At 71.7% G+C, this 10,876-nt stretch carries 5 protein-coding genes; 1 reads left to right on the plus strand and 4 read right to left on the minus strand.

The features are described 5' to 3' along the window. Positions 1-64 precede the first annotated feature (64 nt). The 4 genes from ACFT2C_RS10365 to ACFT2C_RS10380 all read right to left on the minus strand — a co-directional run bounded on the left by ACFT2C_RS10365 (position 65) and on the right by ACFT2C_RS10380 (position 9,682). Positions 65-3,370 carry an RICIN domain-containing protein gene (locus ACFT2C_RS10365; protein ID WP_377206963.1) on the minus strand — a complete coding sequence of 1,102 codons (3,306 nt, stop codon included), beginning with the start codon at positions 3,368-3,370 and terminating at the stop codon, positions 65-67. A gap of 360 nt (positions 3,371-3,730) precedes the next feature. Then, complete coding sequence (locus ACFT2C_RS10370; protein ID WP_377206964.1) at positions 3,731-5,002, minus strand: acetate/propionate family kinase; 1,272 nt, start codon at positions 5,000-5,002, stop codon at positions 3,731-3,733. Beyond that, positions 4,999-7,158 carry a phosphate acetyltransferase gene (gene pta / locus ACFT2C_RS10375; protein WP_377206965.1) on the minus strand — a complete coding sequence of 720 codons (2,160 nt, stop codon included), beginning with the start codon at positions 7,156-7,158 and terminating at the stop codon, positions 4,999-5,001. Before pta ends, ACFT2C_RS10370 begins: the two co-directional genes overlap by 4 nt. A gap of 34 nt (positions 7,159-7,192) precedes the next feature. Further along, complete coding sequence (locus ACFT2C_RS10380) at positions 7,193-9,682, minus strand: phosphoketolase (protein WP_377206966.1); 2,490 nt, start codon at positions 9,680-9,682, stop codon at positions 7,193-7,195. 183 nt (positions 9,683-9,865) lie between these two features. Here ACFT2C_RS10380 and ACFT2C_RS10385 point away from each other — a divergent pair, with 183 nt between their 5' ends. Then, positions 9,866-10,768: an SURF1 family protein gene (locus ACFT2C_RS10385; protein ID WP_377206967.1), complete on the plus strand. Its 903-nt coding sequence runs from the start codon at positions 9,866-9,868 to the stop codon at positions 10,766-10,768. Positions 10,769-10,876: the final 108 nt, after the last annotated feature.

Consider the following 10,876-nt stretch of genomic DNA (forward strand, 5'->3'; position numbering starts at 1 on the left):
CGAGTAGACCGTGCGGAAGCCGGACAGGCGCTCTACTTCGCAGACCGGGTTCGTGCCGGTCAGGTCAGGACTGGATCAGCCGCCACGCGCCGGACGAGCTACCGGGCTGCTCGCCGCGGACCGTCCGGATTGCCCGGTACCGGTCGCCCTCGTGCACGACGACCTCGCCCTTCACGAAGATCCGCGACGCCGTCCAGACCGCCGTGCCGTCCCCGGACCGGACGATCTCCTCCCACGGGCCGTGGTCCGAGGTGCCGGGTTCCGTCTGGGTGGTCCGGACCGCACGGTAGAACGCACCGTCGTGGAAGACCTCGTCACCGGTGCGGTAGGTCGTCGACGCCGCCCAGGCCGGCGCGGGCTCACCCGGCGCCTTCGCCATGACCTCGACCTCGCTGACGATCATGTGCGTGTTCTCCCGGGCGGTCATCACCACCCGGACGGCGTCGGCGCGCACGCCGGCGGGGAGGTCGACCACGGGCGCCGCGCCGTCGGACGTCACGGGGACCGGGTCCCCGAGCGCCCGCCACTCGCCGTCGACCCGGGCCTCGAGCGCCACGGCGCTCGCCCAGCTCAGGTGCGAGCCGTCGCGGTAGAAGTGCGTGACGACGCGGGTGACGTCACGCGGCGCGGGCAGGGTCACGGTCAGCGTGTCCTCGGTGTTCTTGGCGTCCGGGCGCCAGTTGGACCAGCCCTTGTCGGTGAGGTCGCCGTTGATCACCCGCTCGGCAGGGTAGCCGGGCTCGGTATAGGTGGCCGACGCCGTGGTGCCCTCCGCGAGGGCGGCGTTCGTCTCGCCCGGCTCGGTGACCAGCACCCGGACGGTCGCGGGCAGCGTCGTACCGTCCCCGGCGTCGGCGGCGCCGGTCAGCTCGACCACGCCGATCTCGTCGAACGCGCCGGCGGGCGCGGCATCCCACGTCGCCGGCCGCTCGACCTCCGCGCCGCCGGCCGCGATGGCGGTGACCGTGGGAGGAAGCTCGGGCTCCCCGCCCACGTACGCCGCACCCTGGGCCGGCAGGGTCCGCTCCAGGAGGTCGACGACGACGGTGGCCGTCGCCTCGACCGTGCCGCCCGCCGGGATGGCCACGGTGCCGGTGACCTCGACGATCCCCGCCTGCTGCCACGCGTCGTCGCCGGGCAGGTCCCAGGTCACGGGCAGCGCGCCGCGCGGGCCGGCCGGGTACACGGGGGTGACGGTCTGCGGCAGCTCCGGCGTCGTGCCGGGAACGGTGAACGCGTCGACGGGCACGGTGCCCAGCACCGTCTCGTCGACCACCGCCCAGCGCTGGTTGGCGCCCGAGTTGGCGAGGTAGGTGCCCACGGGCGACCCGTCGGCCCTGGCCTCGCCGCCCACCTCGAGCAGCGTGCCCGATACCGCGTTGACCAGCGTGTACGTGCCGTCCCCCGTGGTGGACAGCACCCAGCGGGCGGCGTCCGGGGTGTCGGCGGGGTCGGCCGGCGCGTCGACGAGCACGGCGGACGTGTCCGCGCTGATCGCGAGCTGCTCGCCCGTGCCGACGTTGGTCACGGCGTACCGTGCGCGGTGCGTGCCGGAGCCCTCGGGCGCGCCGAGGGCGTCGAGCGTCCAGAGCTGCCCCGCCGCCGCGGGGTCGTCGGTCGAGATCTGTACGCCGCCGTCGCCGTCGGGCGCCAGCGAGAGGCCGGACTGCACGCCGTCGATCCGGTACACGTGGCCGTCCTGCGCCAGCTCGGCGTCGTCCGCGACGCCGGAGACGCCGTCGACCAGGAACGTCGTGACGGACTCCGCGGGCACGGTGAGCGTCGCGGCGGCGTCCTTTACGGATACCGGCTCGCCCTCGACGAGGTACCCGTCGACGCTGGTCACGACGGGCGTTACCGTTGCGCCGGCGGCGACGTCCGCGAAGCCGGAGAGGTCCAGGGTGACGTCGCGGTCCGCCGTCGTGTCGTTGACGTGCACCACTGTCGCCGCCGAGCCCGAGGCGGACACAGCCGCGGTGCTGTCGGCGTCGTCCACGCCGATCAGGCGGTCACCCGGCGTGATGTAGTGCGTGAAGTTCTGGGTGACCCAGTACTTGGTGTTCGTGTAGATGGGGCAGGTCTCCAGCGTGTCCTGCGCGGTGCAGGAGAACGGGATCTGGATCTCGCCCCAGTTGCCGCCCTCGGGGCTCTCGCCGCCGGGCGCCATGTTGTCGTAGTCCTCGACGGGCTGCCAGAACACCCACGCGGACGGCTCGAGCTCGCGCAGGTCGTCCACGATCTGGTGGGCGCTGCCCAGGCCGGACTCCATCGACTCGAAGTCCTGGCCGGTGCTGGACCAGGAGCCGCCGACCTCGCTCATCCACAGGGGCTTGTCCTCGCCCTTGGCGATGTCGCGCACCGTGGTGCGCTGGCCGGTGCCGTAGGTGTGCACGTTGAGCTGCGAGACCTGGTCGCGCACCGCGGCCGGGTACGTGTTCCAGTTGGTGGCGAACCGGCCCGGGTTCGTCTCGTCCATCGCGGCGATGGCGGCGTCGGTCGTCGAGCCGCCGAGGGCGTCCGCCAGCGCCGGGATGACCTGCTGCTGCAGCCCCGGCCCCATGTGGGCGCCCTCCTGGCGGCCGCCGGTCGGGTTGCCGTCGGCGCCGAGCTGGGTACCCCAGTAGTTCGTGTTCGGCTCGTTGAACGGGTCGATCGTGTCGACGTCGATGCCGTGCGCGTCCTCGAGGCGCTCGGTCGCGCCGACGACGTACGCGGCGAAGTCGTCGATGCTCTCGGGCTTGAGCTGGTCCGCGTTGGAGTCGAACCCGCCGGAGACGTATCCGCTGGCGGTCTGGAACCAGGGCGGGGAGTTGCTGAACGTCTCCCAGTGGGTGACGTCGCTCTTGATGCGGTCCACCCACCAGCGCTGCGTGGCGTCCGCGTCCGGGTTCCAGTGGTCCGGGTTCGCCGGGTCCCACCAGTCGACGTCCTCGCGGGTGGTGCCCTCGGGCGCCTTCCACCAGCCGTCGACGGCGGCACCGGCGCGCAGGTAGTCCGGGACGTCGGGGGCGTTCCCGCCGCCGATGTTGTACCGGGCGATGTTGAGGTTCATCCCGTCGTCGCCGAACAGCATGTCGGCGAGCCGGTTCTTGATCTCGTCCGGGTAGCCGCCGGTGGCGTTGGCGAACCATACGAGGCTCGTGCCCCAGCCCTCGAACGGCTCCCCGGCGTACGACGGGTCGGGGCGGACGGTCACGGCCGGCGTGGCGGTGGTGCCCAGGGTCGCGGTCACGGTCGTGGCTGCGACGGGGGAGGCCGCGACGGCGGGCTGGGGGGTGGCCGAGGCCGGGAGCCCCGCCGCGAGCAGCGCGCTCGTCGTCAGGACGACGCCTGCGCGCCGCCGTCCTGCTTTCCTTCGTATCGAGCTCACCAGTGAGCCCTCCTCTCGCGCCAGTGCGATGGGTCAGGACGTGCGGGCGGATGTTGACGTGAACACTCTGCTCGTCGCTGAACTATGTTGACGTCATCATGGGTTGGAGGTGATCTTCCACCGCGGCACCGTGGACGTCAAGCCCCCCCGGGCATCGCCGCCCCGTGGCCCGGGGGCCCAAGCTGCGGTTCGTGCGCCCGAACCGCAACTTGCGCGCCGTCTCCGGCGTCGAACCGCAACCTACGCGCCCGGCGGACGTCCGACCGAAGGTTGCTGGTCCATCGAGGGCCCGATAGACCCGCAGCCTTCGGTTCGAGGCGGCGATGACTGACCGAGGAAGGGGGGACTGGGGCGGGGCAGCTAGGCCTCGACCAGCTCGATCGCCTGGCGCGCGATCGCCAGCTCCTCGTTGGTGGGGACGACCATGACCAGCGGGGTCTCGGCTCGCGGTTCCTGAGCCTGTCGAAGGGCGACCAGCGGGTTGGTCTTGTGTCGCAGCGAAGGCGCGACCGAGATCACGCGCGCCTCGTCCGACCGCGCCTCGTTGGCCGCCGGGTCGATCGTCAGGCCGAGGAACTTCAGCCCGCGCACCACGCCCGAGCGGATGCGGTGGTCGTTCTCGCCGACGCCGGCGGTGAACGTCAGGACGTCGAGGCCGCCCAGCACCGCCGCATACGCGCCCACATACTTGCGCAGCCGGTGCAGGTAGACGTCCAGCGCGAGGCGCGCGTCGGCGTCGCCCGCGGTCACGAGCTTCCGCAGCTCGCGCATGTCGCCGACGCCGGACAGGCCGAGCAGGCCGGAGCGCTTGTTGAGCAGAGTGTCGATCTCGTCGCCGGACATCCCCCCGCGCACCAGGTGGAAGACGATGCCCGCATCCAGGTCGCCCGAGCGGGTGCCCATGACCAGGCCCTCGAGCGGCGTCAGGCCCATCGACGTGTCGACCGGGCGGCCACCCAGCACCGCCGACGCCGACGCGCCGTTGCCCAGATGCAGCACCACCTGGCGCAGCTCATGAGGCCCGCGGCCCTCGGCCGCCAGCTTGTCGACGACGGCGGGGTGCGCGGCCACCGCTGACGACACGAACTGGTGCGACGTCCCGTGGAACCCGTACCGCCGCACGCCGTGCTCGGCGGCCACCGCGCGGTCCAGGGCGTAGGTCGAGGCGGCCTTCGGGAGCGTCGAGAAGAACGCGGTGTCGAACACGGCGACGTGCGGCACGTGCAGCAGCTCGCGCGCCACCTCGATGCCCGTGACGTTGGCCGGGTTGTGCAGCGGGGCCAGCGGGATGAGGTCCCGGACGCCGGCCACGACGTCGTCGTCGATCAGGGTGGGGGCGCTGAACACCTCGCCGCCGTGCACGACCCGGTGCCCGACGGCGGCGATGCCCGCCTCCGCGAGCGACGGGCCCACCTCGTCGAACAGGCCGATGACGATGCGGAGCGCCTCCCCGTGGTCGGGCACCGGCAGGTCCCGCACCAGCTTCTCGCCCTTCGTCTCGTGCAGAGCCGTCCCGGTGGCCTCGCCGATGCGCTCGACGATGCCGACGGCGAGGGCGTCACCGGAGGCGGGGTCGACGAGCTGGTACTTCAGCGAGGAGGAGCCGGAGTTGAGAACGAGGACGGTGCTCATTCGGACTCCTTGGTCTCGACAGGCTCGACCCGCGAGGTGGGCTCGACCCGCGACGAGGTCTGGGCCTGGATGGCCGTTATTGCCACCGTGTTCACTATGTCCTGGACCAGCGCGCCGCGGGACAAGTCGTTGACCGGCTTGTTCAGGCCCTGCAGCACCGGTCCGACGGCGACCGCGCCCGCAGACCGCTGCACCGCCTTGTACGTGTTGTTGCCCGTGTTCAGGTCCGGGAAAACGAACACGGTAGCCCGCCCCGCGACGTCGGACTCGGGCAGCTTGGACGCCGCGACCGAGGCGTCGACGGCGGCGTCGTACTGGATGGGGCCCTCGACGTCGAGCTTCATGTCGAGCTGCACCATGCGCTCGCGGACGAGCTCCGTCGCGGTGCGGACCTTGTCGACGTCGGCGCCCGTGCCGGACGTGCCCGTGGAGTAGGACAGCATGGCGATGCGCGGTTCCACGCCGAACTGCCGGGCGGTCGCGGCCGAGGAGACGGCGATGTCGGCGAGCTCGTCCGACGTCGGGTCAGGGATGACCGCGCAGTCGCCGTACACGAGCACCCGGTCCTCGAGGCACATGAAGAAGACCGAGGACACCGAGGACGTGTCGGGCCTGGTCTTGATGATCTCGAACGACGGCCGGATGGTGTGCGCCGTCGAGTGCGCGGCGCCGGAGACCATGCCGTCCGCGAGGCCCAGGTGCACCATCATCGTGCCGAAGTAGGAGACGTCGGTGACGATCTCCCGGGCCCGCTCGACGGTCATGCCCTTGTGGGCGCGCAGCCGGGCGTACTCGGCGGCGAACCGCTCCACGTACTCCGGGTCGTGCGGCGACAGCACGCGGGCGGCCTCGATGTCGAGGCCCAGCTCGGCGGCGCGGGCTCGGACCGGCTCCTCGTCGCCCAGGATCGTGAGGTCCGCGATGTGCCGGGCCAGCACCGTCGAGGCGGCGCGCAGGATCCGGTCGTCGGTGCCCTCGGGCAGCACGATGTGCCGGCGGTCGCCGCGGGCCCGCTCGATGAGCTGGTACTCGAACATCAGGGGCGTGACGACCTGCGGCCGCGGCAGGTCGAGGCGCGCGGCGAGCGCCGCGGAGTCAACGTTGCGCTCGAACAGGGCGCGGGCGGTCTCGACCTTGCGCACGGAGTCCTTGTCCACCCGGCCGCGGGTCGTCGCGGCCGCGCGGGTCGTGCGGTACGTGCCGAGCCCGGTGGTGATGATCGGCAGCTTGGGGCGCATCGCCTCCAGCAGCTCCGCCGGGCGGCCCTGGGGGTAGAACCCGCCGTTGAGGATGATCCCGGCCAGTGACGGGAACGACGGCGTCTGGTGCGCGGTGAGCAGCCCGATCAGGAGGTCGATGCGGTCGCCCGGGGTGATGACGACGGCGCCGTCGGTCAGTCGCTCCAGCAGGTGCTCGAAGCTCATGGCGCCCACCAGCAGCTCCAGCGCCTCGCGGCCGAGCAGCTCCGGGTCGCCGAGCACGAGCGTGCCGTCGACCGCTTCCAGAAGCTGGCCCACCGTCGGGGCCTGCAGGAACGGCTCCTCGGGGATGGTCCACACCGGCACGTCGGGCTGGGCCTGCGCCAGCAGGGTCCGCACGTCCAGCGCGCTGTGCGTGTCCGCGCGGTTGACCACGAGCCCGATCGCCTGCGCGTGGTGCGCCGCCAGCTCGGCGAGGCTCACGTCGGCCAGAGCACGGATGCCCTCGGGCGTGCGCTCGCGGCCCGAGACGACGAGCAGGACCGGCGCGCCCAGGTTCGCGGCGATGCGCGCGTTGAACGAGAGCTCGGTGGGCCCGGCGACGTCGGTGTAGTCGGTGCCGAGGATCACCACCGAGTCGCAGCGCGCGGCCAGGTCGTGGAACCGGGAGACGATGCGGCTCAGTGCGTCCTCGGGGTCGGCGTGCAGGTCGGCGTACGTCACGCCGACGGCGTCGTCGTATGCGATGTCGACGCCGTCGTGCTCCAGGAGGAGCTCCAGGACGTGGTCGCGCTGCCCGCTGGTGCCCTCGGCCTCGGTCGAGCGCGATACGGGCCGGAACACCCCGACCCGCTGGCCCTTGCGGACCAGCAGGTCGAGGACGCCCAGCGCGACCGTCGACTTTCCGCTCTCGCCCTCGGGACTTGCGATGACGATGCTGCGGGTCGCGCCGGTCACATGCCGCTCCGTGTTCACTTCGTGGTATTTGCTGCTACTCGTTGTCTCCACCAGTGCCGAGCGTAGCGTCAACCTGGGCGCCGTCTGCCAGGTCCTGGGCGTCGGGCCAGACCCAGTCGCGCACCTCCGGAAGGTCGTCGCCGTGCTCGCGGGTCCAGGCACGCGCACGAAGCCGGGCATCCTGCATGCGCTGGCGCAGCCCGGCCTGGGCGCTGCCGAGGGACGGGACCCGGTCGATGACATCGATCACAAGGTGGTACCGGTCGAGGTCGTTGAGCATGACCATGTCGAACGGCGTCGTCGTCGTGCCCTCCTCCTTGTACCCGCGCACGTGCCAGTGCTGGTGGCCCGTGCGGCGGTACGTGAGGCGGTGGATGAGCCACGGGTAGCCGTGGTACGCGAACACGACGGGCCGGTCGTTCGTGAACAGGCCGTCGAACTCGGAGTCCGTCAGGCCGTGCGGGTGCTCGGCGGCGTCCTGCAGCCGCATGAGGTCGACGACGTTCACGACCCGCACCTTCAGGCCGGGCAGCTCGCGGCGCAGGATGTCCGCGGCGGCCAGCACCTCCAGCGTCGGCACGTCGCCCGCGCAGCCCAGGACGACGTCGGGCTTCTCGCCCGCGACCTCCGTGCCCGCCCACTCCCAGATGCCCAGCCCGCGTGTGCAGTGCTCGACCGCCGTCTCCATGTCGAGGAAGTTCGGAGCGGGCTGCTTGCCCGCGACCACGACGTTCACGTACTGGCGGCTGCGGAGGCAGTGGTCGTAGGTGGACAGCAGGGTGTTGGCGTCCGGCGGGAGGTAGACCCGGACGATCTCGGCCTTCTTGTTCACGACGTGGTCGATGAATCCCGGGTCCTGGTGGCTGAACCCGTTGTGGTCCTGCCGCCACACGTGGCTGGACAGCAGGTAGTTCAGGGACGCGACGGGCCGCCGCCACGGGATGTCGTTGGTGACCTTGAGCCACTTCGCGTGCTGGTTGAACATCGAGTCGACGATGTGGATGAACGCCTCGTAGCTCGTCAGCAGGCCGTGCCGGCCGGTCAGCAGGTAGCCCTCCAGCCACCCCTGTACCTGGTGCTCGCTCAGCATCTCCATGACGCGGCCCGCGCGCGCCATGTGCTCGTCCACCTCGGGCCCGATGTACTCGGCGTTCCACTGCTTGTCCGTCACCTCGTACACGGCCTGCAGGCGGTTCGACGCCGTCTCGTCCGGGCCGAAGATGCGGAAGTTGTCGGGGTTGAGCCGGATCACGTCGGTGAGCCATTCGCCCAGCACGCGCGGCGCCTCCGACGTGGTGCCGCCGGGGACCGGCACGTCCACGCCGTACGTGCGGAAGTCCGGCAGCCGCAGGTCCTTGAGCAGCAGGCCGCCGTTCGCGTGCGGGTTCGCGCTCATCCGGAGCGCGCCCTCCGGCGCCAGCCCGGTGATCTCCGGCAGCACGCGGCCGTCGGCGTCGAACAGCTCCTCCGGGCGGTACGACCGGAGCCACTTCTCGAGCACCGCCAGGTGCTCGTCGGTGTCGCGGGCGTTCGCGAGCGGCACCTGGTGCGCGCGCCACGACCCCGTCGTCTTCTTGCCGTCGATCTCCGCCGGGCCGCTCCACCCCTTGGGCGTGCGGAACACGATCATGGGCCACATCGGGCGGCTGAGGTCGCCGTGCGCCGCCCGCGCCTTGATGGCGGCGATCTCGTCGAGCACCTCGTCGAGCAGGGCCGCGAACCGGCGGTGCGTCTCGAGCGGCGGCTCGCTCTCGTCGTACCCGCCGTCGAAGAAGTAGGGCTTGTGCCCGTAGCCGACCATGAGGTCGTTCAGCTCGTGCTGCGGGATGCGCGCCAGCACGGTCGGGTTCGCGATCTTGTAGCCGTTGAGGTGCAGGATCGGCAGCACGACGCCGTCCTGGGCCGGGTTGACGAACTTGTTCGAGTGCCAGGAGGTGGCCAGCGGGCCGGTCTCGGCCTCGCCGTCGCCCACCACCGCCGCGACCAGGAGGTCGGGGTTGTCGAAGACCGCGCCGTAGGCGTGGCTCAGCGAGTAGCCGAGCTCACCGCCCTCGTGGATCGACCCCGGCGTCTCCGGCGCGACGTGGCTCGGGATCCCGCCGGGGAACGAGAACTGCCGGAACAGGCGCTTCACGCCCTCGGCGTCCTCGGTGATGTCGCTGTAGACCTCGGAGTAGGTGCCGTCCAGGTAGGCCGAGGCGACCAGACCCGGCCCGCCGTGCCCGGGGCCCGTGATGTAGATCGTCTTCTGCTGCCGCTCCTTGATGGCGCGGTTCAGGTGCGCGTACAGGAAGTTCAGGCCCGGCGTGGTGCCCCAGTGGCCCAGCAGCCGCGGCTTGACGTGGTCCCGGGTGAGGGGCTCGCGCAGCAGCGGGTTGTCCAGCAGGTAGATCTGGCCGACCGAGAGGAAGTTGGCCGCCCGCCACCACGCGTGGATCCGCTCCAGCTCGGCGGGCTTCAGCTCGGCGACACCGGTGGCGCGCCATCCGGTGGCGGGGGAGTCGGGGAGTGCTGTCGTCGTCATCGCTCACGCTCCTACTGGGGTGACGTGCGGAATCCGTGCTGCTCGGCTGCCTGTTTCATTCGAACGCAGAACGGCCCCCTACGCGAGACGACCGAGCCGCCACCCGGTGTGTGACATGTCAGACCCACGGGTCATCCCCGTGACCTGTGCGTCTGACACTCCTGGGCGACTACCGTTGAGGCTATGCCCGTCAGCGCCCCCAGCACACCCGATCCGAGGGTGAGCGACGCCGGACCCGGCCCCGAGCGCCGCACCTTCCTCCAGGTCGCGCGGCAGCCCCGCATGATCGGGCTGCTGCTCGTGTTCGTGCTGGCAGCGGTCCTGTGCGGCCGGCTTGGCGCTTGGCAGATCGACCGGGCGTACGAGCGTGCGGAGCTGGCCGCGCAGCAGGAGGCCGCCGAGGCCGCCGCGGCCGGGCCGTCCTGGCTGGGCGACCTGCTGGCGCCGCAGCAGAGCTTCCCCGGCGAGCTGGTGGGCCGCGAGGTGCGCGTCGCCGGCGAGTTCGAGCCCGCCGGCTCGCTGCTGGTCCCCGGCCGGGTCCTGGAGGGGCACACGGGCTACCTCGTCCTGACCCCCTTCCGGGTGTCCGACGACGGGACGGACGGCGCGTCCTGGGCCGACCTGTCCGGCGCGCCGGTGCTCGCGGTGGTCCAGGGCTGGGTCGAGACGCCGGCCGCCGCCGAGGCGCTGGCCCTGCCGGAGGGCGAGGTCACGCTGACGGGCTGGCTCCAGGCGGGCGAGTCGACGTCGGGCAGCGCCGCCGTGGTGGACGGGCAGACCGAGCAGATCGCCCTCAGCGCGCTCGTCAACGAGTGGGGCGGGCCGATCTACACGGGCTACCTCGTGGCGACGTCCGGCCCAGGATCAGCCGAGGACGGCGGAGTCGCGGCCCTGCCACGACCCACCATCGACGGCGGCTCGGGCGCCAACCTGCAGAACCTCTTCTACGCGCTGCAGTGGTGGGTGTTCGGTGGGTTCGCCGTGCTCCTGTGGATCCGCCTGGTGCGCGACGAGATGGCGGGCGGACGCCGCGGCGGCGAGCCCACCTCGGCTGACACCGGCATCGCGGGCCTGCCGTCGGCGTGAGCTGAACGCTGGTCGAACAACGCTGGTGGGCATTGTGTCGTCCCCAGGATTGTACTACATCGGAAAGCGGTTAGGGAGCTCTTCTGGCTCTAGAAGATACAGGCGGGG

It is taken from the genome of Promicromonospora sp. NPDC057138 (assembly GCF_042670845.1).
Classification (GTDB): Bacteria; Actinomycetota; Actinomycetes; order Actinomycetales; family Cellulomonadaceae; genus Promicromonospora.